Genomic DNA, 25,771 nt, shown 5'->3' on the forward strand with positions numbered 1-25,771 from the left:
ATGTTCAATAACAAGGCGCTCTGGTGGACCTTCCTGGGATTCTGGATAATAGGTTCTGTGTACTGGCACATCTGCAAGATCAAACAATATTGCGATGTGTTATTCGATTCCCAAACCCTGCTACCCGAAATGCCTGCTCAAACAGGACAGTTCCATATTTCCCTGAAAGATTTGGGATTTCCTACCCATCACATTGAACTGACCCATTTCAGCCAACACGCCATCATGCTGACGGTAGCGTTATCGATAGGTTTTATTCTGGGCAATATATATGAGATTAAAAAGACCAGGGACTTGCGCTATAAATTGAACAGGATCGATCGCGAACTCGAATACTATCACTCGAAACAATGAATTTCCCTGCCATCTCCATCGATTTTGACAGCTTACCCGTGGCGGCAGGAGAAATAACACTGCTACTGATCAGTGCGACCGTATTAGGATGGGTTTTCGCAAAAGTGATTATCAAACGAAGAATCCATAACTTGCAGGTATTAATCGAGGAAAAGAAATTTGAACTTGCTCAATACCGGACTTTAACGAATAATACTGTGGATTACCCCATTGCAACCAACGCTTCGAAAACTGTCTATCCAAAAATCAGCCCGGATCACGCACCTGACGACTTCAAGGTAATTGAGGGAATAGGTCCTAAGATCGAGGAAATCTTGAATCGGGAAGGCATCCATACATTTGAACAACTGATGGAAACTTCTGTGCTGCGCATCGCCAGTATCCTGAAAAAAGCAGGCCCGCGGTTTCAGCTTCACGACCCGTCCAGCTGGCCCGATCAGGCCGCTCTGGCCAAAGACCAGAAGTGGGAAGAACTGGAAAAACTGAAAATCAAACTCATATCCGGAAAGCATTAAACAGAGAAAGCCGCTTTAAAAGCGGCTTTCTCTGTTTTTGAACAACACTTCTTACAGGCTACCTACCGTTCTCCGGATAAATTGGGTCAGGTCAGTACCGGAAAGCATGCCCTGCGACAGCAATGCCAGATCATACACCTGCTTGGCAAGCGATTTCTGATCATCCTCACTCTCTGTCTCAAGAATTCTGCCGATTACCGGGTGATTGGAGTTCAGTGATACCGTATACATCAGCGGCATATCGCCAAACATCGAACGCTGTCCTGAAGAAGCCTGCATATCAGTCATACGACGCATAAATTCAGGGAAAGTAATTACCACAGGCAACTCGTCAACCGGCATCGCTTCCACCTGGATATGTGCAGTTTTACCTTCTGTTACTCCCTCAAAAATTTTCTTCGCCTTTTCCTGGTCGTCCGACGAAAGAATACTTTCCAGTTTCAGATCTTTTTCCACCAGCTTATCCAAAGTGTCCGAATCCACACGTTTGATGCTGATTTTTTCGAGCTTCTGCTCCAACGCATTGATAAAATGAGAATCGATCACGGTACTCAAAACCAGCACATCATAGCTGCGCTTTCCTGCCGACTGAATGAATGCATCCTGCTTTTTTTCATCGGTTGTGTACAGCCAAACCAGTGTTTCGTTCTTGTCAGTCTGGTTTTCCTTAATATACTCGCGGTACTCCTCGAATGTGAAGAACTTGCCTTCCGTATTTTTAACCAGACAGAAATCCTTCGCCTTTTCGTAGAACTTATCGTCACTGATAATTCCGTATTTTACGAAAAGACCGATGTCGTCAAATTTCTTCTCGAACCCCTCACGGTCATTTTTGAAGATCTCGGAAAGCTTATCGGCCACCTTACGGGTAATGTACCCATTGATTTTCTTCACGTTGCCATCGGCCTGTAAATAGCTTCTGGATACATTCAAAGGAATATCCGGAGAGTCGATCACGCCGTGAAGCAGTTGCAGAAAGTCGGGAACGATATCCTTAACTTCATCTGTGATAAACACCTGGCGGCTGTACAGCTGAATTTTTTCTCGCTGTCCCTGAAAATCGTTGCGTAGTTTGGGGAAATACAAAACACCCGTCAGGTTAAACGGATAGTCGACATTCAAGTGGATCCAGAAAAGCGGGTCTTCACCGAATGGATAAAGCTCTTTGTAGAAGGTCAGATAATCCTCGTCCGTCAAATCTGATGGGCTCTTGGTCCAGATCGGGCTTGGATTGTTGATAATCTTATCTTCGAATTCGATTGGGACAGGCAGGAATTTGCCATATTTTTCAAGAATGCCGCGGAGACGGTGCTCATCCAGAAATTCCTCCGAATCGGCAGCAATGTGCAGAATGATGTCCGATCCCCGTTCAGCCTTCTCTGCCTGCGACAATTCGAATTCCGTAGAGCCGTCGCACTGCCAACGTACCGCCTCAGCCCCCTCTTTATAAGATCTGGTAATGATTTCGACATTCTCGGCAACCATATATGCCGAGTAAAAACCAAGTCCAAAATGGCCGATAATGCCTTTGTCCCCTTTTCCGTCTTCTCCTTTGTCCTTATATTTCTCTACAAATTCAGTAGCTCCGGAAAATGCGATCTGATTAATATACTTCTTGATCTCATCGGCGGTCATCCCGATACCATTGTCACTGATCGTAATCGTTTTGGCATCCTTGTCAAGTTTGACCACAACTTTGAGATCACCCAGCTCTCCGTTGAACTCGCCATAGGAAGCCAGCTTTTTGATTTTTTGTGATGCGTCAACCGCGTTGGAGACTAGCTCTCTTAAAAAGATTTCGTGGTCCGAATAAAGGAATTTCTTGATAATCGGAAAGATGTTCTCGGTGTGAATGCTCAAATTCCCCTTTTCCTGAATCACTGATTCCATAGTTATATTGTTGTTTGTTTTATATTTAAAGAATGTATTTCCGCTTTGCAATACGCGCCAGAAATATGCGTTCCAATATCAATCCAAATGTACGGGAGCTGCCACATTGTCAGTAAGACTTTCCCGACCGGCCGGGATGATCAATCAATTGGTAACTGAAACGCTTTTTGCTTAATATTGCGCCGGTAAACAACTCAACTAAAATCACCAAACCTGTTCGGCTGAACACCAATTTTTGATATGAATCTGTTTAAAAAACTTTTTGTTGGAGTATTCTTTTTCAGCGGGTTTTCGGCCTGCACCACGATGAACTCCGTCCCTCTTTCAAACTATACCGTTTTTACTGAAGACCTGCGCCACGACCTGGAAGCTGCCAATATTCCTCTTACCAAAGTTCAGTTCTTCAACGACAAGTCCATCAATATCCGTCGTGAGGTGACAGACCCGAACGACATTAAAGTCAATCCCGAAGGTCAGATTACGATGAGCAACGGAAAGAGTATCCAGACCATCAACGTGCTGCCATTTACTCCGGGTGTATCATTGAGCTCTGGTAACGGAACAATCCACGTGTCATGGGATGATACCCAGCAGGATACAAAAGGGATGAAGTTCAACCTGAGCGGGCAAAACTATTTTCTGGATGTGCTTCCCAACAACAAATTTGATTACAAGGAGCGCAGTTTCGACCTGCAAAGCGGCAACGGTACCCGACTGTTTGTAAAGAAAGATCTTTTGAAACAGGTGAAAAATTCGAGAGAAACTTTGAAAGGACGTAAAGTCGGTCAATAAGACTCCATACGCAAAAATAAAAGGTCGGGAATCCCCGACCTTTTATTTTTTGAGCGTTCCTTTATCAGTTTAGGTTAAAATATTGACTCTTATCTCTGTTCACACGAGGTTTCTGAACGATTTGCGAGTTCCTGATCAGCACGATGGCGATCAGGCCTGTAATGATAGCCAGCGCGATCTGCAAAAAGGAAATAATGCCGAAACTAGCCACATTGACCTTTGATGATTTGACCAGATCCTTACCGATGCTGGACTGAATACCAGCCAGTTCATTTAAATTAAGGATCGTGCTGTCAAAAGTTGCTCCCCCGGCCGCAGAGAAGACTTGCCTGGCATTCACAAAAGAACCCGAAGCACACAAGCTCAGTACCTGACTTTCAAGCAGGGTATACTTCCTGATCTGCGTTTTCAGTACATTCAAGCTCTTCGCTTCTTCATCCACAAGGTAAGTTTTTTCAAACAAGCGGACCAGTGAGTCGATACTCCTGTCGTACGCACGCAATTGTGCCTTTATACGGGCAGGCGACTCCTGAGATTCGGAAAAAAGGTAATTTTCCAGAGACAACCGTTTGCGATAGAGATTTTCCGTGAGGTAAATGATGGTCGTCGCAGGGATCAGACGATCGCGATAAATGGATGAAAACGACTGATCAATACCCTCAACATTATAGCGCGACAGCATCGTACCTCCAATGATCAATGCCATGATCCCTCCCAACAACATAGCAGCCTTTAACTTCTGCTGAATTACAAATGACCACTTCATGGGCTGAATAATTAGTTTCCCAAGGTATCAATGTATTTACAAAATACAAAAATATCTTTTTATAGTAACGAAAAAGTGTTTGAATTCATATCTGCTTTCCAAGGTACATATAAAAAAAGCGCAGAGGCAAATCGCCTCCGCGCCGTTGCGGCATCAGTCAATCTAGTTCTGTCCGCCGCCTCCTACAACATCCGTATTGTTAACCGACTTGGTTTTTCTTTTGGGAGTATCGAAACTCATCTTACCGATCGAATAGCTGAACGTGACCTTAAAGTTCCGGTTGTAAAGCTGAGTAGATCCGGTTTGAACAAACTGTGGCGAATTGAGGTCCGATGTAAACTTCACACCCTTTGTCAGGAAGTTCTCAGCTCCGAAACCAATGCTGCCCTTCTTGTTGGCGAAGTCTTTTTTGAACCCTAATGAATATAGGTAGAAACCTGTACGCGTTCCCTGAAGCTGTATTTCCTTACCGCGATAGAAACCAAATGCCTGTAATCCCCAGCCGTTACGAAGCGATAACTGCGACATCAGGCGCCCTCCATAATTGAATCCCGAATTACTGATAGGTACAGATGTACCGTCCAGGCCCGTCGTTTGCCCTTCCAGATAAGAATGGAGGATATCGACACTACCATTCAATGTCCATTTCGGGGTCAGGTACACATTGGCGAAGATGTTCGCACCATACGCGCGTTGCCTTCCGATGTTTTCATAGGTTGTTACAATAGCACCTTGCAAGGTGTCTACCGCCATCCTTACCTGCGTGATCGAGTTGTTGGTCTGCCGCGCGAATACCGAAGCATTGACGTACGTCTTTTTGATATTGGTGCTCAATGCGAGCTCAAAGTTGTCAGTCAGTTCGGGACTTAAAGCCGGATTACCGGTGCTGATACTTTGTGGGTTGGCCAGGTTCACATTCGGATTGAGCTGCTGGATGCCAGGGCGCTGGATACGGCGATTATAAGCTGCTTTCAATGTAGTGTTATCTGAAAGCGCCTTCGATACATTGATGCTTGGCACCAGGTTCCCGTAATTCGGGATCGACACCTCTTTATTTTCACCTAAATCCGCGGAAATACCCGTGTATTCAAACCGCGTCCCCGCTTTGATCGTATACTTGTTTTTGGTTGTGAGAGTATATGAAACATAACCCGCAGCAACATTCTGCTTGTAGTTCAATGCGCCCGATGGGTTGGTAGTACTCAATGTAAAATCTCCCGACTCTCCGGCTGTGAGATATTTGAAGTCACTCCCAACGGTTCTGAAAATACCTTTTGCTCCAAATTCAATTAACTGGTTTTTACCAATCGGCGTTTGGTAGTCTGTCTGAAGCGTAAATTCGGAGTTCTCATTTTTATTTTCATTTTTCAACTTTCCGCTTACGGCACCCGATTGGTTCAGCAAGTCGGTATTGAAGTTATTGGTCAAACCCGTACGGCTATACAGTGTGGAAATGCTCCATTCCTGCTGAGGTTTAAATGTGCGGATATAGTCCACATTGAAGTCGACCGTACCGGACAAATCTTTACGATCAACTTTTCTTTGAGACGTATTATCCTTTGTACTGTTCAGAAACTGACTGATGGTGAGGTCTTGTTTCTGCAAAAAATTACGTGTTCCATAACGCAATCCGGCCGATAACGCCTGATTCTTACCCAGATCGTAGTCCCAACCCAGCGAATACTGACCAAACAATCCTCTGTCCTTTGCTGTCGAGCTTTGATTAGTCAGGTAGGAGTTGCCTTCTGAAAAAGTAGTCTGGTCAAGCACCGAGGTCGCTTTATTATAAAATGCACGTCCGAAACCACCCAGCGTGAAACCCATTTTGCCTTTGCGGTAACTGCCATTCAACCCGAGGTTGGAGCCTCTGTTACCGACCCCTGAATCGATGTTCAGGGTGAGTCCCTGCAGGTTGTTCTTTTTAGTAATAATATTAATGATCCCGCCGGAGCCTTCTGCATCATATTTGGCTGACGGGGAAGTAATGACTTCCACCGATTTGATCATATCTGCAGGAATCTGCTTCAATGCATCTGCCACGTTACTGGCGATAATGGTAGAGGGCTTGTTGTTGATCAGCACCCGGATATTGGAACTCCCCCGCAAGGAGACATTTCCATCGAGGTCGACCGAAAGCATTGGAACCTTGCGCAGGAGATCGGATGCGTCACCACCTTTGGACGTAATGTCTTTTTCGGCATTGAAAACCAGCCTGTCGACCTTCTCTTCGATAAGCGACTTTTCGCCGGTGATGGTCACCTCCTGCAAATTCTGAACGCTGGATGCCAATTGAATGGCTCCCAGGTCGACATCCTTACCCTTTTCCACTTTCACGTCGAGCGCCCGGTCCCGGAAGCCGATGAATGAAATCAGCAGGCGGTACGAGCCGGGCGCTACTTTTGAAATCGAGAACCTGCCATTTTCGTCGGCGGTGGTACCGTCAACGGCTTTGTTATCAGCAACATTGAATAATGCAATACTTGCAAATTCAACCCCTTTGGCGGCGGCTGAATCCTGTACAATTCCTGAAATCCTGGTGTTTCCCTGGGCAGGAGCCTGTGCAAAAGAATTACTTATGGCAATACTCAAAAACAGCGATAAAATGGCAAATCTGTTTACTGATAGCAATGGGTTCTTCATGGTTTCTATAAATTAATTCAAGGAGGGACTTAGGTTCTGTCACAGTTAAATACAATTCCCGACACAAAGGAAAAACATAGTTTGTATTTATTTTTTGATAATAGATAGTCCCCCCGATTTCATCTGCCAATAGGCATTTTCGGGGTATTAAAGCATCGAACCACACTCCGCTGGGGAAACCGATTTGCAGCGTTCCAGGCTGGTACAATTTTGATGAAGAAAGGGTACATTGCGGATTAGTGCCCTATTTTAGGTTACTTTGGGGTTGGAAATAAGAACCGGACCGCCTGCGACGCTCTAACTTACTCTTCTATTCATGAATGATATTGCCATAGATTTCAGCAAAGTACATCAGATACAGTTATTCGGAATAACGATTCTCGAACCCTCTACGGTCCTGTCCAGTCTCGTAATGACCGCGGTATGCATTTACGCGTTTTTTCACCTGAACAAACTCGGGCGCGCGCACCGGATGTATAAGCAAATACAGTACTTCTTCTTATTCATGGCAATCGCAACGGCAATAGGCGGAATACTCGGGCATGGATTTCTGTACCTGACCGGTATGCGCGGAAAAATACCGGGCTGGTTTGCCAGCATGATCGCTGTGGCTTTGTTCGAACGGGCAGCTATCTGGCACATCAAACCATTACTGCACCGGCGCAACGGCCTCATATTGGGGTGGCTGAATTATGTGGAACTGACAATCTTCTTTGTCCTGACTTTCATGACCCTGAACTTTGTAATCGTGGAAATCCATGCTTTCTATGGACTTTTCCTCATGCTTTTCCTCATAGAGATTTATGTCTATAAAAAGAAAAAAGATCCGGGCAGCAAAAACATCTTCATTGCAACACTCATGGGAGCAATTGCCGCTGGCTTTCATGCCTTGAAATTCAGCTTTGGCCCCTGGTTCAATTTCAACGACATCGCTCACATTCCAATGTCGCTATCCATCTGGTACTATTACCAGGGTGCACGCCATATGATCTATTACGGCGAGGAAAAGATCGTCCCCGAAGAGGTGATCGAAAACGAAAACTGATTACAGGATAAAACAAAAAGAATGCGGATGCCTCTGTAAAGACATCCGCATTCTTTTTTCCTGCGTAAACCGACCACCCAAACCTTACTTATTTGGCTGTGGCGTATAGCGCAGGTAAGGTTTTACGATATTCAGCCCTTTGGTAAATTTCTTCTGCGCATCCTCAGTGCTCACAGCAGGCACCACAATCACATCCTCACCATCATTCCAGTCGGCGGGAGTAGCCACAGAATAGTTGGCTGTCAGTTGCAGCGAATCCACCACACGCAGGATCTCGTTGAAGTTACGGCCTGTGGAGGCAGGATAAGTGATCGTCAATTTTACTTTTTTGTCAGGTCCGATAATGAACACGGAGCGCACAGTAGCCTTCTCGCTCGCATTAGGGTGGATCATATCATACAGCTGCGCTACCTTGCGGCCTTCGTCTGCGATGATCGGAAAGTTAACCTCGGTATTGTTAACCTCATTGATATCCGGGATCCAACGGTTGTGCGAATCCAGATCATCTACACTCACAGCCAGGACTTTCACATTGCGCTTTTCAAATTCACCTTTCAAAAGAGCTGTTTTTCCCAGTTCAGTTGTGCAAACGGGAGTAAAGTCAGCGGGGTGAGAGAACAACAATCCCCAGCTATCTCCCAGCCATTCATGGAATTTAATGGGCCCCTGTGTGGTATTGGCTTCAAAATCCGGTGCGATATCTCCTAATCGAAGTGACATAATGGTGAAGGTTTAAAGATTGAAATATTTAATCTACTAATATTGTAGAGTAGAACACAAAATTAAATAAATAGTTTCATTAAACGCCCAATTCTTTGATTAATAAATCCCGCGGAATCCCTCTTCTATCAATCACTAAAATGCGCTGTTTACCCAATTTTAACCTGATTTTAAGTTGCCTTTAATTGCGTTTTAATTGCTGCTCAGCTCCTTTGAATCAAGAAATTGGAAAATCAGTCCGTGATGTTTTCAGCTTCCGAAACGATTACTTAAAAGCCAGCAGCCAAGCCCATGAAAGCGCGGAACAATACCTTCGACGAATATGCTGCATTGCGGAGTCTGAAGCATTTCCTGCCAGCTCAGGGTCCCCATAATGATTGGGTCCACCACAACCCGCTGCGTGCATTTCAGCAACACAAATTTCACAGTGCGCTACACAATGCGTCCGAAATATTTGGCTACCGTACCCTGCTCTCACCGGAAGAATACCGGTCCTTCTACAACGCGAGGAAGGTCAATCCGGAGATACTTGAAAAAGTGATATTGGAAAGAAAAGGCCCTTTGCACACTTCGGAATGGAGAGATAAGGTTCTGATGAAAAAATTCCCCGTCGGCAAGACAGCGAGAATCGGAAAGCTCAGGGCGCATTGGAAAACACAATATGGGATCAATCCCGACCCGGTTATCCATCCTACTTTATTCAGAATTCTTTGCAGCTATCTTGATCAGGGTATATCCGCCTGGAAGTTTCCTGTTCATGAAAATGGCTTTCTCGCTTCCATGCGTGAAATGGAGGCAAATAGTCTCGCAAGTATTTTCAGAACGCCCCGTGCAAGAAATCTGCTGCTTTACACCGCACCATCGATCGGTGACCTGCTCGAAGTCGTGGTCGGTGACGAGGGGCTTTTTAATCAATACCTTTTTGATCAGCAGTTTGCTCATCCGGGTTGGTCAGGGATGGTTTCGGTAATCGAAGATCGGCCGGAAACATTGCCTCACCGCCGTATAATCTCCATGCATGATTTGATCATTTTCGAATTGCTGATGGAAATCGATGCGCTGGATGCGCATTTCCAAGACTCCTGGGCTTCATTGTCGACGCGAATCCGGGATCGGCCAGAAGAACTCTTCGCAACGGTGCCCATGGACGAAATGAGTGAAATACAGTCGATATGGCAGGAAGCGCTGGAATGGAGCTATTACGACCAGGTCCTTATCGAAATCAAAACACATCGGTCCGATTCTGCCTATCCGGGCAACCATCCGGCAACAACCGGGCCGGCCTTGCTATTTGAACCTCACCATGAGGTTGACCTTGCGACCGAGGCATTGTGTGTCATCGGCAGACACACATCACTCGGCAATCTCGCTCCCGGCCGCCGTGCAGTCCATAATTCCTATGATTATGAGATCGATCCGCTGGGTGATTCTTTATCCAATATCCTGAACGCATTAGTGCCCGTCCATGCTGGTATCAATCTGGAGTATTTCTTCTCGCGGGTCGATAACCAGAAACTGGGCGCCGGGTCGCGGCTTTTACACCATGTCATGGGTTTTTTGGGTGTCGCCAACAGCATGGAAAGTGACCTGCGCCGGGGCTTATCCAGTCAGATGGTCGGACACCACGATCCCATCCGGATGCTGTTTGTGGTAGAACACTTTCCCGAGACTGTCCGGGACATGATTCAAAAACTCCCCGATGCTTTTGAATGGTTCATCAATGAGTGGGTACACCTGGCGATTATCAATCCCGATACACGGGAGGTGTTCGTTTTCAAAGACAATGAAATGATCCCTTACAAATCTTATCAGCCCAGTTTGGGAAACGTCGGTGATCTGACGCGCATAGCCGAATATCATGTCAAAAATCTGCCCATTTATTCCTTTCACTAAAAACATTAGCTATCGGCGGTCGATGATCAGTGAAGCCGCATTTCTGATTATGTTAACTGTCGATAGCTTTTTCCGATTGCCGCTTTTATGATATCGTTCGCATCACTTTTGGTTCTGCTCCCCCTCGTTGGCTTTCTGGTCAGTCTGGCTGTCCCTGGCCGCCGGGAGAATCCAATTGTGCGTGTCGCGCTGGTTACCCTCAGCATTCACACAGCAGCCGTAATCGTCTTTCTGGTCTTCTGGCTTTGGAATGGACATCCATTCACCGATCAGAGGATCTTTACACTTTTCCATTCTCAGGGCTTCGAGTTTACCCTTGATTTCCAATTTGATGAAATAGCGGCCGCCTATATGGTAGTCGGGGCGTTAGTGACCTGCATTGCCGCAGTATACAGCTGCCGGGATATGCGCGGAGAAAAAGACCACAAGCGCCTTTTTAATGCCATTCTGCTTTTCTATCTGGGTTACAACCTAACGATTGTCTCCGGCAACTTCGAGACTATGTTTTTAGGCTGTGAAATTCTGGCCATTGCATCATTCTTTCTGATCGCCTTTTACAAGGACCAGTATCTCCCGGTAAAAAATGCCATCCGTTTTTTTTCTGTTTATCGCATAGGTGATGTCGGCTTGACCCTTGCCATGTGGTCGGGCCGCCACCTATGGCGGGGAATTGCATTCCTGAAACTCGGGAGCTACGGGACGGTTCACGAGCAGCCCAAAACACAGGGTATCATCGCATTGCTTATTCCGGCAATGCTACTTTTTACGGCTTGTGTCAAGTCGGCCCAGTTGCCCTTTTCCGCATGGTTACCGCGCGCCATGGAAAGCGGCTCCTCTGCCAGCGCGATTTTTTACGGCTCATTATCGGTGCATCTGGGCGTTTTTTTGCTACTACGAACTATTCTGTTTTGGGAGCACCTGCTGCCCATGCGCATGCTGATCTCGTTTATCGGTCTTTCCACCGCCGTGACCGCCACCGGTATTGCGCGAACACAATCGTCGGTTAAGCAGCAAATCGCTTATGCATCGATTGCACAAACGGGGCTCATGTTCATCGAAGTGGCCACAGGTTTCAAAAATCTGGCGTTGTTCCATTTCGCGGGTAATGCATTCCTCCGGGCCTATCAGTTGCTCGCAGCTCCATCGGCTACCGGTTATCTGGTCCGCGAGCCATTCAAACGTTTTGTACCGCACTTCAAGTCGGTTGAAATCTCCCTACCCAAAAAAATCCGGTACACGCTTTATACGCTGAACTTCAGAGCATGGAACTTAGATACCCTGGTAGACCGGTACCTGTGGAATCCGTTGAAAATACTCGGTGATCGCCTGAACTTCCTGAGTGATAAAAGAGCTGTACTGATTTTCGCGCCATTGTATCTGGGCGGACTATACATCCTCATCCGAAAAGAAATTATCCCGCAAAATATAAGCGCCTGCCTTCCGTTCCTGTTCTCGCTGATTGGTTTGATAATGGTCCTGAAATCATTCACAGAACGCCTGAGAACGCAGACGAGCTGGCTGCTGGTCATGATGAACCATTTCTGGGTTGCGCTGGCGATCTCATTCAATGAGCGTTTCAGCTATGATCAGGCGTTTCTCTATCTGGGCGGTGTAGTGGTTGCCGGCGTGATCGGTTCTGTTGTCCTCAGCAAATTGAAATCGCTGGAGAACAACACCGGACTTGATCATTTCCACGGCCATTCCTTCAAGCACCCGGGTCTGGCGCTTATATTTTTGCTATGCTGCTTTGGAGTATCCGGCTTTCCCGTCACACCGACATTTCTCGGCGAAGGCTTCATTTTCAGCTTCATTCACCAAAATCAAATCATTTTAGCAACCATGATCGCATCGAGCCTCACTCTCAACGGCCTGGCTGTCATACGCGTTTATGCCCGGGTGTTCCTGGGGCCACACACCCAAGCCAAGGGCAACATGTCCTACCGACCTTCATAATTATAGTTAACCTGTTCGTTTAAGTTGTGGAAACCATCTCATGTTTAAAATGAGATGGTTTTTTGTTTAATTTGAACTAACCGCAAGCATTTTGCTTTTGGAAAAGAAAGACCAAACCAATGCTCCTGAAACTGCCGGTTTACCTGGACAATAATGCAACGACCCCGGTCGATCCGAGGGTTTTACAGGAAATGCTGCCTTATTTCTCGGAGAAATTCGGAAATGCAGCGAGCAGGACGCACTCCTACGGCTGGGAGGCCGAAGAATCGGTGGACATCGCCCGGGAACAAATTGCCGATCTGATCGGAGCACACCCCCAGGAGATCGTTTTCACATCCGGGGCTACCGAGGCGATCAACCTGGCGATCAAAGGCGTTTTTCAAAATTCCGGCCAGGAACAAAAGCATTTGATTACCGCCTGTACCGAACATAAAGCGGTACTGGACACCTGCCGGCACATCGAGCAATCGGGCGGCAGGGTTACATATCTTCCTGTCAATGCAAATGGCCTCATCGATTTACAAGATCTGGAGAATGCAATCACTGAAAACACGATCCTGATTTCGGTGATGTATGCCAACAATGAAACGGGTGTAATCCAGCCCATCCGCGAAATAGCCGCTATTGCCAAAAAGCACCATATTCTTTTCATGTCGGACGCTACACAGGCCGTTGGCAAAATACCTGTAAACGTTCAGTCCGACGGTATTGACCTGTTGACGCTAAGTGCACACAAGCTGTATGGTCCCAAGGGTACCGGCGCATTGTATGTCAGGAAAAAGAATCCCGCGGTGTTCCTCATTGCCCAGATGGATGGTGGTGGCCATGAACGCAATATGCGTAGCGGCACGCTGAACGTACCAGGAATCGTAGGGCTGGGCTGGGCCTGTGAGATTGCCAATGCAGAAATGGCCCGCGAGAGCAAGCGGCTTGCCACATTGCGGAACGCCTTTGAAGTAGAATTGCTCGTCTTGCAGGATGTCGAAATCAATGCCGAAGATGCCCGCCGCCTACCGCATTGCACCAACATTTCTTTCGGCCAGATCGATGGAGAAAAGCTGATATTCGAAGCTGGGAGCGACATTGCCTTTTCCCGAAGTTCTGCCTGCACTTCGGCCACACTCGAACCCAGCTACGTTCTGAAAGCAATGGGATTTTCAGATACTCGGATCCATAACTCTTTTCGTTTCAGTTTTGGAAGATTTTCCACCGAAGAGCACGTTAATCATGCTATTTCGGTAATTTCGAAGATAGTCAAACAACATCGTCATGAAGGAAATCACGGACATCATCCGGTCGTATGAGCAGGCACTGATCTCGGGAAAGCGCATGGCGCTCGCAACGGTCGTGCACGTAGAGGGCTCCTCATACAGACGGCCAGGCGCACGGATGCTCGTCACCGACGACGGACAGCTTACAGGAGCCATCAGCGGGGGCTGTCTGGAAGGCGACGCGTTACGAAAAGCACTGCTGGCCATCTCCCAGCAAAAGAATAAACTGGTTACTTACGACACAACCGACGAAAACGACATGACGCTGGGCGTTCAGCTGGGTTGTAATGGGATAGTACATATTCTTTTCGAACCCATCCGGACAGACGAACCGGGAAATCCGATAGAGCTACTGAAAAAGGTTAAGAGTAAGCGCCAAAATGCCGTTCTGGTTACCTTATTCTCTCTGCATTCGCGTACAGGCGAACAACCCGGTACGTGTTTTCTGCACCTACAAGCCGACGATGAAATCGTGTGTAGCTGCGAAGGAAATGAGTGGTACGCTATCCTCCGGGCAGAGAGTCAGGCGGCGTATCGTCAGGAAGATTCTTTTTTCAAAACATTTGACACAGGTGGAAGACAACTTACCGGTTTTGTCGAATATTTTAATACTCCGCCATCCCTCATCATTGCCGGTGCGGGCAACGATACCATCCCACTGACCGAAATGGCGAGCGTATTGGGTTGGGATATAACGGTCGTGGACGGCCGGAGCGGACATGCCACGCGGCAGCGGTTTCCCAAAGCCCATAAAGTGATTGTGTCGCGGGCGGAAGACGTTCTGAATCATGTAAACACCGATGAGCGTACTTTCTTTCTGCTAATGACCCATAACTACAATTATGACCTCGCCTTACTGAAACAGCTTTTGGCAGTCGACCCGTGCAGGTATGTGGGCGCTCTTGGTCCGAGGAAAAAACTGGAACGGATGTACGCCGAACTCGAAACAGGTGGAATGCTGCTTACCGACGAACAAAAAAGTAAAGTATATGGTCCGGTGGGACTCGACATCGGTGCCGAGACTTCGGAAGAAATCGCCTTGTCGGTCCTCGCTGAAATCAAAGCAGTGCTGGGCAGCCGGTATGGATTGTCGCTCCGGGAGAAACTGGAGCCTATTCACAACCGGGCCGAGCAGCGTGTTGATTATACCAGAGACGAAAAAGAAGACTTTCTCTGTGCAGTACAAACCCCTGTCCCCTGAACGACCATGGAATCAGGATCCTTAGGCATTATCATTCTTGCAGCAGGCAGTTCCTCCCGGCTGGGCGAGCCGAAACAGCTTTTACGCTACCAGGGCAAAAGTCTGATCCGGCATATTGCCGAAGCCGCCGTAGAAACAGCGGGCGATCAGACGATCGTTGTGACAGGTTCAAATGCCGCATTAATTGAAAGAGAGCTCAAACAGCTCCCCTATCACGCCGCATTCAATGCGCGCTGGGAAGATGGGATGTCTTCCTCCATTCAGGCCGGGGTTCATAAGCTCCGCCACTTGAATCCGGAAGTTAAAGGGGTAATTCTTGCCGTAAGCGACCAGCCATTCGTATCCTCAACACTGTTCAGGGAGATGATCCGGAAATTTGAAGAGACGGGCTCCGGCATTGTGGCCTGTAGTTATGACAATACCCTGGGAACGCCGGTGTTATTTTCAAATGTCTATTTTGATGAGCTCCTGGCACTTGGCGGGGCGGAAGGCGCCAAAAAGCTACTCAAAAACTTTCCGGACGACGTAATCCCACATTCCTTCCCTGCTGGCAGCTTCGATATCGATACCCGCGACGATTACCAAAACCTGCTTAATCGCAGCTAAAAGCCTCTTCCTAAAATTATTCTTACATCAAGCCTTGCGAATTTCGGACGATCATTTACATTTGCAGTGTACTATTTAACTAGAACACTAAAACAATGAAACTATGATCCGCCTGAACCACGTCTCCTTTGGATATAGTAAACGCAACAAACTTTTTGAAAATCTTAACCTGCAATTGGAACCCGGCCACATCTATGGGTTGCTGGGCAAAAACGGAGCCGGGAAATCGAGCCTGCTCCGAAACATCGTAGGATTATTATTTCCGCTGGAAGGTCAGATTGAAGTCGCCGGGTACGAGCCGCGGAAGCGGCAGCCGGCTTTCCTGCAGGATGTCTTTTTTATTCCGGAAGAAATTTACCTCCCCGCGGTAACCGTCGAAAAATACCTGGAAATGCTGGCGCCTTTTTATCCCAAATTTGACGAAAAACAATTCCAGGGTTACATTTCTGAGCTCGATATTCCGCGCGGCAACAAGCTTACCGGAATGTCGTATGGTCAAAAGAAAAAAGTACTGATCGCATTTGCATTAGCCACGAACACGCGCGTACTGATCATGGATGAGCCTACCAATGGCCTCGATATTCCCTCCAAAAGCCAGTTTCGCAAACTGGTTTCCTCGGCATTGGACAAGGACAGACTGATTCTGATCTCTACGCACCAGGTACGCGACCTCGATAACCTTATTGATGCCATTATTATCCTGGAAGACAGCAAAATCCTGATCCGGCACAGCCTCGAAACTGTCTCTGAACGTCTTTATTTCGGCCTTTTGCCAAGTATCGAGTACGACGACCGGGTTCTTTATTCGGAGCCCTCCCTGCGCGGTTACAAGGCCGTTTTTGAGAACTCATTGCAAGAAGAGAGCCGCGTCGATCTGGAACATTTGTTCAATGCGGTGATCGAAAATCCTGAACGCATCAGCCAAATATTTGCCTATTAGCCATGAAAATGATTATTACACTGCTGCTTATTGTGCTGAACGCCCTGTTCAAGCATATTTTACCCACACTCGTCCCGGTCCACATTTCTTCACTTCTTTCGATATGAACCAGATATTCGACATACACCGCTTTTCTCTGATGTTACGGTTAGATTGGGCTGAAAAAAGCAAAAATTACTTGCTGATGGCATTCGTACTGGTCTTCTGCTTATTCATCATGATGCTGCCCGTTGCATTATCCGATGAATACGGCAATTTCCGGGAACTGCTACATTATTTTGCGCTGATCATGATTCTGCTTCTCGGTGGCAGCCTCTATACCAGCAATGCATTCTCCCAATATTCAGCTTCCGACACCGGCATAGCAGCATTAATGCTTCCAGCTTCCCGCGTGGAGAAATTTCTTAGTTCACTGCTGATCAACCTCGTTTTTGTGCTATTCTTCCTGATCTTTTTCTGGCAATTCCATTATTGGATCATTGACATTGCCAATAAGAATCTTCCTGCCAACAGCGACAAATACCGGTATATTCCGGAAGATTTCATGCTGTACTCCACCTATTCCTATTTTGGGATACAAAGCGCAGTTTTCCTCGGTTCAATTTACTTCAGGAAATCTTCTTACATCAAAACGGCTGCGATATTTATCGGATTGGCGTGCCTGACGACATTGGTGAATCTCATGTTTGCGACCAGGCTCGCATCAAACCCCTCCAAAATCGTAGCCTTTCCGCTTACGGGCTGGAAGTTATGGTATTACTCCAAAGACGATGTGTCCCCTCCCGAATACGTCGCCGGGTTTTACCACATGACATTCCCTCCCGCCATGTTTACTGCACTACAGTTGTTTTGCGTATTCATTGCCCTGATGCTCTGGACGTGTGCTTACTTTCAGATGAAGGAAAGGGAAATTTAACCAATCTATTTATGGAATTTAAAGATAAACAAGCCATTTACCTGCAAATCGCCGACTACATCTGCGAGCAGATATTATTGCATAAATGGCCGCCTGGCGAACGTATCCCCTCGGTGAGGGACCTCGCCTCCATGATGGAGGTTAACCCCAACACCGTCATGAGAACCTACGATTTTCTTCAAAACAAAGAGATCATCTTCAATAAACGCGGAATAGGTTATTCGGCTGATGAAAACGCGAATGAAAAAATACTGGCCTATCGGAAAGAGCGCTTTCTGGCCACCGAACTACCCGATTTCTTCAAGACCATGTATTTGCTCGACATCGGAATAGACGACTTGCAAAGCCGTTATCAGAAATTCATTGAAGAAATGTACCCGTTAACCAAGTAATGCCAAAACCATGAAAACAAGTAACATCCTGCTTATCATAACTGTGTCCTTATTTTTCTTGGTCACGCTCTGTTCCAACCTGGTACTGAAAAATCAATTTGACAAAATCGACAAGAACGATCCGTTCTATGGGTTTTCAAAACACCAGATCAAACCCTTTCACTACATCAGGATGCAAGGCAAGGACGTCGGGTTAACCGAAATCCGGCAAGGACCCGTTGCTGAGATCCGAACGATTACGCAGCCGAAATACCTGCGATGGGACGTTTCGGGTGACACCTTAATATTGACGTATACACCAGAAGGAAATCAGGGATATCGGCCAAGAGGTGGTGCATTTGGTTCTCTTCCTTCCTTTTACGTGACAGCGCCTGAACTTAAGGGCATTATTTCGGACAATATCCGCTGCAAAATAAAGAACTATAAATTCGGAGATTTAATGGTGCAACAAAAGGGAGACGGTCTCCTCATGACAGGCAGCTCCATCGATAATCTGACAGCGAGGGTGAGCGCAAACGGCTACCTCAAACTGGATCAGAAGAACCACATCGGAACGGCGGATATCGAGGTCCGCGACAGTAGCGCGCTGAGCGCAGATAAGGATATGTTCAAACTATTTAATGCAAAAATCGATAGCTCAGCTTACATCAGCATGCCGGGGAGTATGCTCAAAAAGATGATGGAAGAAAAAAAGTAACCCCGGCACAATTGCTCCGGGGCTTCCTGACGCTTCCTATTTAATTCCCAGCATCAAACTCGTGCTGCCGCCGGCATTCGTCGTGGGCAGCACACCGTTCCATTTAGCAACCCATTCCTGCTGAATAAGCAATGGGGTAAGGGTTTTCTGGCGGAGCTGGTTCGCTTCCGCTTCGGCGCGGGCTTTGATCAATGTCGCCTTCGCCTGCCCTTCTGCGCGTGCGATGATTACTTTGGCCTCTGCTTCCGCCTGCTTGGCCTGGTTTTCGGCTTTGAGTCGAGCCTGGATGGAGGTGTTCTTTTCATCGATCATTTGCCTTAACGAAGGCGGTGGCGTGATGGCCGACGTCAGTTGGTCATATACAAAACCATCCTTACCCAGTGTTTTGGTTAAAACATTTTGTACGCGGTCCTCAAACACCTCCCGATTTGACATCACGCTATCGGAGGTGAAAGAGTTAGCCACGATCCGATAAGCATCATAAATGGTATTTTTCATAAATCCCTGCTGGATTTCCCCTAACGGTCGTCTGTATTGGCGGTAAATCTGGGGCACCTTCTCAGGATTAATATGATAGTTCAGCTTCGGATCAACCTTGAATTCTGCGGCATCCTTAGTCGTAATTACAAATGAATCATAATCAACACTTTGGGTATAAGTAGGAAACTCGATGATCTTGGTTGTCCAGGTGTTGTACCACACACGGCCCGTCACAATCGTAATATTGTCGACGCCTTTGTCGGTTCCGTACAAGTTGATCCGGATCCCGACATTACCAGCGTCTATATTTTCAAAGGTAAACGGCTGTGCCGCCATAGCGACCAGGAAAACGATAAAGCACAAAACACCAATGATAATGTTTCTTTTCATGTCGATTATAATTTAGATTTCAATTGGTTTACGATTTGCCCCAAAACATTATAGAGAAAGTAGAAGGACAATCCGATGATAGCCAGACCACCGAAAACAAGGAGGTCGGACTGGGCATTGATCAGCCGCAATGCATAGGTGATCACGACGACCACCGCAGCGATTTTCAGAATGTGTATCATGTGATTGAGGTTTGTTTTCTGTAAAATTAATACGCAGCAGTCGATGCGCCGCTTGTTTTTATCCAATGGTGCTGCGTATTGTTGAACGCTTCAAAAACCCCATAAACAGCATGAGGCGCGCCGTTGGAATGACGCGCCTCTCAGCATTTATATAAATCGTAAGCTTAAAGCAGCGCAGCGGCAGCCTCGTCCACAAACCAATGCAATTGCCCTTTTTCAGGCTGGATGATCTGCGACGGATAGAGGTCCACATTCTTCTCTCCTTTCAAAACCTGTTTCAAGACTTCTGCTTTACCCGCACCTGCGGCCAGGAAAGCTACACAAGCCGCATTGTTCACGACCGGGGCCGTCAATGTGATGCGGTACATGTCCTGCGCTTGCAGGAAAAACGAAGTCGCCTGGACATGCTGCTCGTGGATCACTTCCGTCCCCGGGAAAAGCGACAACGTGTGACCATCATCCCCCATTCCAAGCAATACGAAGTCGAAAGTCGTTTCAGAGCCTTCGAAATAGGTTTTTATGATTTTTTCGTATTCCAAAGCGGATTCCTCAGGCGTAATGTCCGTACGCATGATGTGGATATTTTCGGCCTTTACAGGCACCTTATTCAGTAACTCATCGTAGCACATTTTGGCATTATTCCGTGAATCCTCGAATGGCACCGCCCTTTCGTCGCCCCAGAAAAAATGCAGCTTCCTCCATGGAATCGACTCTTTATAAGGCGATTCCGCCAGTAATGCGTACAATGCCTTCGGCGTGCTTCCACCCGAAAGAACGAATGTGAAACGGTCCTGCTTTGCAAGCACTTGCTGAATGTAATTATTAATCCATTCAGCAAGGCTGGCGCTTAATGCTTTGGTATCTTTCTCGATATGCAACTCCATAGCTTACGGGGTCGGTGGCAGGTTAAGCCAGGTATGTCCGTCGCGGGCGATGAGCGCATCGGCGGCATCCGGGCCCCATGAATCCGGCGCATAATTCGGGAAGTCCTGTGGCGGACGGTTTTCCCATGCTTCCAGGATCGGCATGATCACACGCCACGCAGCATCGACCTGGTCGTTACGCATGAACAATGTTGCATCGCCTTCCATTACATCCAAAAGCAATGTTTCGTACGCCTCCGGTGCGTGCTCGCCTGCTACTGCGTCGTAATCGAATGTCATATCCACCGGATCGAGCATCATCGTTTGCCCCGGGCGTTTGGCCTGGAAGCGGATGCTGATGTCCATATTAGGTTGAATGCTGATCGTCAGACGGTTGGAACGCCAGGTTTCGGCAGACTCAGGTGGAAATGCATAATGCGGCGCCTGTTTGAAATGCAATGTAATATGAGTCGCCTTCTGGTTCAGGTACTTCCCGGTCCTTACATAGAACGGCACGCCTTGCCAGCGCCAGTTGTCGATATAAAACTTCACAGCCGCAAAAGTATCGATATTCGATTGCGGATTCACACCTTCTTCCTGACGGTATCCGACCACCTTCTCGCCTTTTTTCCAGCCACCTGAATATTGACCGCGAACGGCAAAATCGTGCACCTGCTCTTTGCCGATACGGCGGATCGCATTCAAGACATCGACCTTCTTGTTACGGATCTCATTCGCATCGAACGACACCGGCGGCTCCATCGCGATCATACAGAGGATTTGCAAGATATGGTTCTGCACCATGTCGCGCAATGCACCCGCGTGCTCGAAATAGCCACCTCGGCCTTCCAGACCTACGGCTTCGGCAGCGGTGATCTGTATGTGGTCGATATAATTGCGGTTCCAGAGCGGCTCGAACAATGCATTGGCAAAACGCAGCGCAAGGATGTTCTGAACGGTTTCTTTACCCAAATAGTGGTCGATACGGAAGATCTGCTCCTCTGCGAACATGCTTGAAAGCAACAGGTTCAGCTCGTGAGCACTTTCGAGATCATGGCCGAAAGGTTTTTCAACGACAATGCGGGTAGTGCCTTTGTCCCCGCAGATCTTCAAAGCACCCAGTTTCTGCGCAATCGAAGGCACGAGCTGAGGCGCTACGGCCAGGTAAAATATCACATTAGGATGAACACCCCATTCTTCTTCTTTTTCTTTGACCAGATCGGTGATCTTGTGGTACGCTGCCGCGTCATCCCCGTCCATTTGCAGGTAGGAAACGTGCTGGGTGAACTCAGTCCAGTGGCCATTTTGCTTACCTTTCCGGCGCGAGAATTTCGTTACGCCGTCGAGCAGATGCTCATGGTATTTTTCATTGGAATAAGCACTCCGACCGATACCGGCGATCGCAAACTGATCGGGCATCCAATTGTCCAGAAACAAGTTGTAGAGAGCCGGTGTGAGTTTCCGGTAGTTGAGGTCCCCACTTCCTCCGAAAATGAAGACTACCGAGGCAGGGGGACGTTTATTGCTTTGCATAAAATTTCTGATTTATTGTTGACCCCATTCTGTATGGAAAGTACCTGGGATATCGGTACGTTGGTAGGTATGCGCGCCGAAATAGTCGCGTTGTGCCTGGATCAGGTTGGTCGGCATGTACGCTGTTTTGTACGCGTCGAAATAAGCCAGCGACGACATCAGTGCAGCAGCCGGGATGCCCGACTGGGCGGCAAATGCGATCAGCAACCGCGTGTTACCTTCCACAGACTTAACCAATGCAGCTACCTCTTGGTTCAACAGAATATTGGATAATTCCGGGGTTTGCTTGTAGGCATTTGTAAATACGCTGAGTAACGACGAGCGAATAATGCAACCGCCTCTCCAGACGCTCACTACGTCTGTCAGCGGGATCTCCATTTGCAGGTCTTTAGATGCCTGGAACAGCATGGCAAGCCCTTGTGCATAAGCCAGAATGGTGGCAAAATACAATGCATCATGAACCTGCTGGATCAATACCTGAGTTTCTTCCAAAATAGCATTGCTCGCGCCGTAAAGTTCAGCAGCAACAAGTCTTTCATCCTTATAACCGGAAAGCGTACGCATCGCCACTGCCGTATCGATCACGGGAACAGCCACAGGCAGCTCCATGGAATCCTGGGAAGTCCATTTGCCGGTTCCTTTTGAACCTGCTTTATCAGAGATCACGTCGACGAGATGCGCATCGGTCTTGTCGTCTTTTTGCAGGAAAATATCGGCAGTAATCTCCACCAGGAACGATTGCAGGTCACCTTCATTCCAGCTTTTGAATACTTCGTGTAGTTGCTGGTTGCTCAAACCGGCCTTTTTCAGGATCGCGTACGATTCGCTGATGAGCTGCATGATCGCATATTCGATACCGTTATGCACCATTTTGACATAATGGCCGGCACCTTCTTTTCCAAGGTAAGCCACGCAGGGCTCGCCATTCACTTTCGCCGCGATCGCTTCCAGCATGGGCTGTACGTGCGCATAAGCCTCCTTGTCCCCGCCAGGCATAATGCTCGGGCCTGTACGCGCGCCTTGTTCGCCACCCGAAACACCAATACCCATGAAATGAATGTCCTTTTCACGGAGGTACTTCACGCGGCGGAGCGTATCTGTATAATGGGAGTTTCCTCCGTCGATGATCACGTCGCCTTTTTCAAGAAGAGGTAAGAGGGATGCAATAACATCGTCGACCGGCTGACCGGCAGGTACCAGCATCATCACCTTGCGGGGACGTTGCAACAGCTGGATCATCTGGGCAAGTTCTGAAACGCCCTTAACGGTTGTGCCCGGGGTGGCACTGGATTCCAAAGCAGAATTTTTGGTTTCGTCCTTATCGAAACCGATAACAGAGAAACCATGATCGGCCATGTTCAGTAACAGGTTTCGGCCCATTACGCCCAGTCCAATCATCCCAAAATCGAATAAGTTCTGTGACATAGATCAAACGTCTTGAATTAAGAAGCTGCAATATCAGGGTTTTTCAAAGACCAGCTTACATCTTCATTGATAATCTGTTTAAAATTTAAATTGTTCTTAATATTTTATTAAATTCACCCTTACTATGGTTATTTCATAGTTAGTTAAATAGTCAATAACAACTATACACATTGCTATGTACTACAAATTTATCCGGGTCGCCGTTCTGGTGATCCTTGCTTCGTGCAATGCATTTTCGCAAGATTCGCTTATTGTTAAAAACCGGTTCCTGGAAAGAAAATTCACGATCAGTGATAATTCTTTTTACACATCACGCTTCCAGCATCTTCTGACGAACAAAGATTACAGCCGCCCTGGCTCAGAAGAGTTTTATTTTACCATTAATGGAGAGCCAGTCAGTAGCAACGGCCCCAACGGACATTTCAAAGCGACAAATCACTCGTTACGCCGCCGTGATGATGGCGCGCAGCAGGTAACGGTACAACTCACCGGTAAGTCCGGGACAGTGGCTGAAAGTGTTGTAGTGGATTTGAGCTATGAGGTGTACGACGAGCTGCCCGTTGTGAGGAAACAACTCAAAATCACTAATCGAAGTACAAAACCCATTGCCATTGCGGATCTGGATGTGGAAAGATTGAACCTCGTACCCATTTCGTCACAGCAGACAGAACTTTACACCAACTACGGCTCGCGCTTCGCCTGGCGGCCCTATCACGGTGATCACCACGATGCGGCGGTATTTGTTTATCACAACTACGCCAAGGAAGGCTTCATACTAGGCAACGAGGCGCCGAGCATCCTGAAAAAAACCGAGGTATATACCGATCATAACCGGATCTCCATTGGTATGACCCGCTTGGACGACCACTATCCTTTTAAAAAATGGATCGAGCCCGGCGAAACGTTTGCCAGCCCCAAAACATTTATATGCCTCATCCAATCACAAAAGTGGGAAGATGCTTTTGAAGGAAATTTCGCAGACTTTATACGTACGCGCCTGGGTGTGAAACTTTTCGAGCGGAAAGAAATTCCATTCACATTCTACAACACCTGGCGGCCATTTTATACCAACATTAATGATACACTTGTAAAGCAGCTCGCCGACGGCCTGGAAGGCACCGGTACCGACCTCTTCATTATGGACGCCGGCTGGGAAAATAACTACGGCGACTGGGAGCCGCATCCCCAGCGCTTTCCAAACGGCCTGAAACCTGTCACCGATCACATCCGCAAAAGAGGCATGAAAGCGGGGCTTTGGATGGGTCTCGCATCGGTCGACAAAAACAGCAAATTATATAAGGAGCATCCCGAATGGGCTTTGTACGACAAGAATGGCGAACCGGCTTATCTGCATGAGGAAATGAAAGGACGCGTCACCATGTCATTAGCCTCGGGGTACTACGATTATATTTTGGAAAAGATCAAGCGGCACGTTAGGGAAAACAACCTCGCCTACATTAAGCTCGATCTCGCGATGGCCAACTCCGCCTATGTACTGGATTATTCTAAAAAAGGCGATTACAAATCCGAAGGCAAAGGATATAAGGATCGCGAAAGCTCCTACTATGCGATTTACGAAAAGGCATTGCAGCTCTTCGACGACCTGCACAAAGCCTTCCCGGACCTGCTGGTCGACTGTACTTATGAGGTTTGGGGAGAGTATTATATCAATGACTATGCACTGATCGAACACGCCGATTACGATTGGCTGACCAACTACGACGACGACGCGCCCGTCGGCCCGATCAACATCCGTCAAATGGCCTTCGACCGCGGCCGGGCTATCCCTGTCGCTACAAACCTGATCGGCAACCAGTTTATGGACTCACCCTATTCCAAATACACATTCCTTTCACTCGCCTCTGTGAAGCCCATCCTGGTCGGCGACACGCGAAAACTGCCCCAGGAACTCAAACCCTGGTATCTGAAATGGAACAATTGGTTTAAAATGATGGATAAGAAATACGAGTTTACCCGCTTCTCCTATGTTTCCGACATCTTCCAGCGGCCGACTATGAGTAATTGGGATGGTGTTTACAAATTCAATAAAGGTAAACAGGGCGGGGTGCTGTTCTTTTTCAGGAACGGCTCAGTGGAAAATAGACGCACATTCCCATTTCCATTCGCCGACCCAAACAGCAAATATCGACTATTCTCGCCGGAAGATTCGAAGGAAATAGGCACTTATTCAGGAAAGGATTTGCTTGAAAAGGGTATTGAGATTGGGATTGAAAAGCAGTTTGAGGCGAGGGTGTTGGGAATTGAGAGAGTGGACTGATGTGTCTTTATTTTTAAAATTGTCACCAC

At 47.5% G+C, this 25,771-nt stretch carries 23 protein-coding genes; 14 read left to right on the plus strand and 9 right to left on the minus strand.

Features of this window, described 5'->3' with window-relative positions; translation table 11 throughout:
- Entirely contained in the window at positions 1–354 is a 354-nt protein-coding gene (locus tag BP71_RS33740; RefSeq protein ID WP_496386081.1) for a hypothetical protein, read from the plus strand.
- On the plus strand, positions 351–869 hold the full coding sequence (locus BP71_RS33745; protein WP_496386082.1) for a helix-hairpin-helix domain-containing protein: 519 nt from the start codon (positions 351–353) through the stop codon (positions 867–869). Before BP71_RS33740 ends, BP71_RS33745 begins: the two co-directional genes overlap by 4 nt.
- A 51-nt stretch (positions 870–920) precedes the next feature.
- Here BP71_RS33745 and htpG read toward each other — a convergent pair whose 3' ends face one another.
- Positions 921–2,759: a molecular chaperone HtpG gene (gene htpG / locus BP71_RS33750; protein WP_496386083.1), complete on the minus strand. Its 1,839-nt coding sequence runs from the start codon at positions 2,757–2,759 to the stop codon at positions 921–923.
- Positions 2,760–2,999: 240 nt separating this feature from the next.
- Here htpG and BP71_RS33755 point away from each other — a divergent pair, with 240 nt between their 5' ends.
- Positions 3,000–3,551, plus strand: a complete 552-nt coding sequence (locus BP71_RS33755) for a hypothetical protein (protein WP_496386084.1) — start codon at positions 3,000–3,002, stop codon at positions 3,549–3,551.
- A 64-nt stretch (positions 3,552–3,615) separates the two neighbouring features.
- On the opposite strand, the gene BP71_RS33760 is transcribed toward BP71_RS33755, so the two are convergent.
- Complete coding sequence (locus BP71_RS33760) at positions 3,616–4,317, minus strand: MCP four helix bundle domain-containing protein (RefSeq protein ID WP_496386085.1); 702 nt, start codon at positions 4,315–4,317, stop codon at positions 3,616–3,618.
- A gap of 162 nt (positions 4,318–4,479) precedes the next feature.
- The gene (locus BP71_RS33765) at positions 4,480–6,966 is read right to left on the minus strand and encodes a TonB-dependent receptor (RefSeq protein ID WP_496386292.1); all 2,487 of its coding nucleotides are present in this window, start codon (positions 6,964–6,966) and stop codon (positions 4,480–4,482) included.
- Between the two features lie 307 nt (positions 6,967–7,273).
- Here BP71_RS33765 and BP71_RS33770 point away from each other — a divergent pair, with 307 nt between their 5' ends.
- On the plus strand, positions 7,274–8,002 hold the full coding sequence (locus BP71_RS33770; protein WP_496386086.1) for a DUF6962 family protein: 729 nt from the start codon (positions 7,274–7,276) through the stop codon (positions 8,000–8,002).
- Between the two features lie 84 nt (positions 8,003–8,086).
- Here the strand turns inward: BP71_RS33770 and BP71_RS33775 are convergent, their stop codons facing one another.
- The gene (locus tag BP71_RS33775) at positions 8,087–8,722 is read right to left on the minus strand and encodes a peroxiredoxin (RefSeq protein WP_496386087.1); all 636 of its coding nucleotides are present in this window, start codon (positions 8,720–8,722) and stop codon (positions 8,087–8,089) included.
- A 291-nt stretch (positions 8,723–9,013) separates the two neighbouring features.
- Between BP71_RS33775 and BP71_RS33780 the strand changes: the two genes are divergently transcribed.
- The 9 genes from BP71_RS33780 to BP71_RS33820 all read left to right on the plus strand — a co-directional run bounded on the left by BP71_RS33780 (position 9,014) and on the right by BP71_RS33820 (position 18,591).
- Positions 9,014–10,615: a putative inorganic carbon transporter subunit DabA gene (locus BP71_RS33780; RefSeq protein ID WP_496386088.1), complete on the plus strand. Its 1,602-nt coding sequence runs from the start codon at positions 9,014–9,016 to the stop codon at positions 10,613–10,615.
- Between the two features lie 87 nt (positions 10,616–10,702).
- Entirely contained in the window at positions 10,703–12,568 is a 1,866-nt protein-coding gene (locus tag BP71_RS33785; RefSeq protein ID WP_496386089.1) for a proton-conducting transporter transmembrane domain-containing protein, read from the plus strand.
- A 125-nt stretch (positions 12,569–12,693) separates the two neighbouring features.
- Positions 12,694–13,872 carry a cysteine desulfurase family protein gene (locus BP71_RS33790; protein ID WP_496386293.1) on the plus strand — a complete coding sequence of 393 codons (1,179 nt, stop codon included), beginning with the start codon at positions 12,694–12,696 and terminating at the stop codon, positions 13,870–13,872.
- The gene (locus BP71_RS33795; RefSeq protein WP_496386090.1) at positions 13,838–15,040 is read left to right on the plus strand and encodes an XdhC family protein; all 1,203 of its coding nucleotides are present in this window, start codon (positions 13,838–13,840) and stop codon (positions 15,038–15,040) included. The genes BP71_RS33790 and BP71_RS33795 overlap by 35 nt, the downstream gene beginning before the upstream one ends.
- 6 nt (positions 15,041–15,046) lie before the next feature.
- Positions 15,047–15,646: a nucleotidyltransferase family protein gene (locus BP71_RS33800; protein ID WP_496386091.1), complete on the plus strand. Its 600-nt coding sequence runs from the start codon at positions 15,047–15,049 to the stop codon at positions 15,644–15,646.
- Positions 15,647–15,749: 103 nt separating this feature from the next.
- Complete coding sequence (locus tag BP71_RS33805; RefSeq protein WP_496386092.1) at positions 15,750–16,586, plus strand: ABC transporter ATP-binding protein; 837 nt, start codon at positions 15,750–15,752, stop codon at positions 16,584–16,586.
- Between the two features lie 184 nt (positions 16,587–16,770).
- Entirely contained in the window at positions 16,771–17,502 is a 732-nt protein-coding gene (locus tag BP71_RS33810; RefSeq protein ID WP_496386093.1) for a hypothetical protein, read from the plus strand.
- A gap of 11 nt (positions 17,503–17,513) precedes the next feature.
- Positions 17,514–17,894 carry a GntR family transcriptional regulator gene (locus BP71_RS33815; protein ID WP_496386094.1) on the plus strand — a complete coding sequence of 127 codons (381 nt, stop codon included), beginning with the start codon at positions 17,514–17,516 and terminating at the stop codon, positions 17,892–17,894.
- Positions 17,895–17,904: 10 nt separating this feature from the next.
- Positions 17,905–18,591, plus strand: coding sequence for a hypothetical protein (locus BP71_RS33820; RefSeq protein ID WP_496386095.1), 687 nt, complete (start codon positions 17,905–17,907; stop codon positions 18,589–18,591).
- A 36-nt stretch (positions 18,592–18,627) separates the two neighbouring features.
- Here BP71_RS33820 and BP71_RS33825 read toward each other — a convergent pair whose 3' ends face one another.
- The 5 genes from BP71_RS33825 to gnd all read right to left on the minus strand — a co-directional run bounded on the left by BP71_RS33825 (position 18,628) and on the right by gnd (position 23,464).
- A complete protein-coding gene (locus tag BP71_RS33825) occupies positions 18,628–19,461 on the minus strand; it encodes an SPFH domain-containing protein (protein ID WP_496386096.1) in 834 nt (277 codons plus the stop codon).
- Between the two features lie 5 nt (positions 19,462–19,466).
- On the minus strand, positions 19,467–19,643 hold the full coding sequence (locus tag BP71_RS33830) for a hypothetical protein (protein ID WP_496386097.1): 177 nt from the start codon (positions 19,641–19,643) through the stop codon (positions 19,467–19,469).
- Between the two features lie 164 nt (positions 19,644–19,807).
- The gene (pgl, locus tag BP71_RS33835; RefSeq protein WP_496386098.1) at positions 19,808–20,527 is read right to left on the minus strand and encodes a 6-phosphogluconolactonase; all 720 of its coding nucleotides are present in this window, start codon (positions 20,525–20,527) and stop codon (positions 19,808–19,810) included.
- Between the two features lie 3 nt (positions 20,528–20,530).
- Complete coding sequence (gene zwf, locus BP71_RS33840) at positions 20,531–22,039, minus strand: glucose-6-phosphate dehydrogenase (RefSeq protein ID WP_496386099.1); 1,509 nt, start codon at positions 22,037–22,039, stop codon at positions 20,531–20,533.
- A gap of 12 nt (positions 22,040–22,051) precedes the next feature.
- Positions 22,052–23,464, minus strand: coding sequence for an NADP-dependent phosphogluconate dehydrogenase (gnd, locus tag BP71_RS33845; protein WP_496386100.1), 1,413 nt, complete (start codon positions 23,462–23,464; stop codon positions 22,052–22,054).
- Between the two features lie 175 nt (positions 23,465–23,639).
- Between gnd and BP71_RS33850 the strand changes: the two genes are divergently transcribed.
- Entirely contained in the window at positions 23,640–25,742 is a 2,103-nt protein-coding gene (locus BP71_RS33850) for a glycoside hydrolase family 36 protein (RefSeq protein WP_496386101.1), read from the plus strand.
- Positions 25,743–25,771: the final 29 nt, after the last annotated feature.

This window comes from Dyadobacter ginsengisoli DSM 21015 (assembly GCF_059568735.1).

Excerpts from the sequence above, each read along its gene's own strand:
- BP71_RS33740 (WP_496386081.1), top strand. The coding sequence starts at position 1 with ATGTTCAATAACAAGGCGCTCTGGTGGACCTTCCTGGGATTCTGGATA.
- BP71_RS33745 (WP_496386082.1), top strand. The coding sequence starts at position 351 with ATGAATTTCCCTGCCATCTCCATCGATTTTGACAGCTTACCCGTGGCG.
- htpG (WP_496386083.1), bottom strand. The coding sequence starts at position 2,759 with ATGGAATCAGTGATTCAGGAAAAGGGGAATTTGAGCATTCACACCGAG.
- BP71_RS33755 (WP_496386084.1), top strand. The coding sequence starts at position 3,000 with ATGAATCTGTTTAAAAAACTTTTTGTTGGAGTATTCTTTTTCAGCGGG.
- BP71_RS33760 (WP_496386085.1), bottom strand. The coding sequence starts at position 4,317 with ATGAAGTGGTCATTTGTAATTCAGCAGAAGTTAAAGGCTGCTATGTTG.
- BP71_RS33770 (WP_496386086.1), top strand. The coding sequence starts at position 7,274 with ATGAATGATATTGCCATAGATTTCAGCAAAGTACATCAGATACAGTTA.
- BP71_RS33775 (WP_496386087.1), bottom strand. The coding sequence starts at position 8,722 with ATGTCACTTCGATTAGGAGATATCGCACCGGATTTTGAAGCCAATACC.
- BP71_RS33780 (WP_496386088.1), top strand. The coding sequence starts at position 9,014 with ATGAAAGCGCGGAACAATACCTTCGACGAATATGCTGCATTGCGGAGT.
- BP71_RS33785 (WP_496386089.1), top strand. The coding sequence starts at position 10,703 with ATGATATCGTTCGCATCACTTTTGGTTCTGCTCCCCCTCGTTGGCTTT.
- BP71_RS33795 (WP_496386090.1), top strand. The coding sequence starts at position 13,838 with ATGAAGGAAATCACGGACATCATCCGGTCGTATGAGCAGGCACTGATC.
- BP71_RS33800 (WP_496386091.1), top strand. The coding sequence starts at position 15,047 with ATGGAATCAGGATCCTTAGGCATTATCATTCTTGCAGCAGGCAGTTCC.
- BP71_RS33805 (WP_496386092.1), top strand. The coding sequence starts at position 15,750 with ATGATCCGCCTGAACCACGTCTCCTTTGGATATAGTAAACGCAACAAA.
- BP71_RS33810 (WP_496386093.1), top strand. The coding sequence starts at position 16,771 with ATGGCATTCGTACTGGTCTTCTGCTTATTCATCATGATGCTGCCCGTT.
- BP71_RS33815 (WP_496386094.1), top strand. The coding sequence starts at position 17,514 with ATGGAATTTAAAGATAAACAAGCCATTTACCTGCAAATCGCCGACTAC.
- BP71_RS33820 (WP_496386095.1), top strand. The coding sequence starts at position 17,905 with ATGAAAACAAGTAACATCCTGCTTATCATAACTGTGTCCTTATTTTTC.
- BP71_RS33825 (WP_496386096.1), bottom strand. The coding sequence starts at position 19,461 with ATGAAAAGAAACATTATCATTGGTGTTTTGTGCTTTATCGTTTTCCTG.
- BP71_RS33830 (WP_496386097.1), bottom strand. The coding sequence starts at position 19,643 with ATGATACACATTCTGAAAATCGCTGCGGTGGTCGTCGTGATCACCTAT.
- pgl (WP_496386098.1), bottom strand. The coding sequence starts at position 20,527 with ATGGAGTTGCATATCGAGAAAGATACCAAAGCATTAAGCGCCAGCCTT.
- zwf (WP_496386099.1), bottom strand. The coding sequence starts at position 22,039 with ATGCAAAGCAATAAACGTCCCCCTGCCTCGGTAGTCTTCATTTTCGGA.
- gnd (WP_496386100.1), bottom strand. The coding sequence starts at position 23,464 with ATGTCACAGAACTTATTCGATTTTGGGATGATTGGACTGGGCGTAATG.
- BP71_RS33850 (WP_496386101.1), top strand. The coding sequence starts at position 23,640 with ATGTACTACAAATTTATCCGGGTCGCCGTTCTGGTGATCCTTGCTTCG.